The sequence below is a fragment of the Pseudomonas azerbaijanoccidentalis genome (assembly GCF_019145495.1).
GTDB classification, from domain to species: domain Bacteria; phylum Pseudomonadota; class Gammaproteobacteria; order Pseudomonadales; family Pseudomonadaceae; genus Aquipseudomonas; species Aquipseudomonas azerbaijanoccidentalis.
Genome location: NZ_JAHSTU010000024.1, coordinates 1 through 569 on the forward strand (window position 1 = coordinate 1; position 569 = coordinate 569).

1 protein-coding gene is annotated in these 569 nt (G+C 58.2%); it reads right to left on the reverse strand.

Annotated elements, in window-relative coordinates:
- A partial coding sequence (locus KVG88_RS30950; protein ID WP_217873643.1) for an electron transfer flavoprotein subunit beta/FixA family protein occupies window positions 1–569 on the reverse strand: 569 nt, incomplete at both ends.

The following is a 569-nucleotide window of genomic DNA, read 5'->3' on the forward strand; positions in this document are numbered from 1 at the left end:
ACGGTCTTGTTGGTGGAGGCGGTGGAAACGCCCAAAGCGTCCGGAGTCAGCACTTCGAGAGGCTTCTTCTTGGCTTTCATGATGTTTGGCAGGGACGCGTAGCGCGGCTCGTTCAAACGCAGGTCGGTGGTGACGATGGCTGGCAGTTTCAGGGAAACTGTCTGCGCGCCGCCGTCGATTTCACGGGTAACAGCAACGCTGTCGCCGCTGATTTCGACTTTCGAAGCGAACGTGCCCTGACCGTAGCCGCTCAATGCAGCAAGCATCTGGCCAGTCTGGTTGTTGTCGCTGTCGATGGCTTGTTTGCCAAGGATCACCAGCTGAGGCTGTTCCTTGTCGACAACAGCTTTCAACAGTTTGGCAACAGCCAGGGAAGTCAGATCTTCGGCGGATTCGACGAGGATGGCACGGTCGGCACCCAGAGCCAGCGCGGTGCGCAGTTGCTCTTGAGCGGTGGTCGGGCCGATGGAGACGACGACGATTTCAGTCGCAACACCTTTCTCTTTCAGGCGTACGGCTTCTTCCACGGCGATCTCGCAGAACGGGTTCATCGACATCTTGACGTTGGC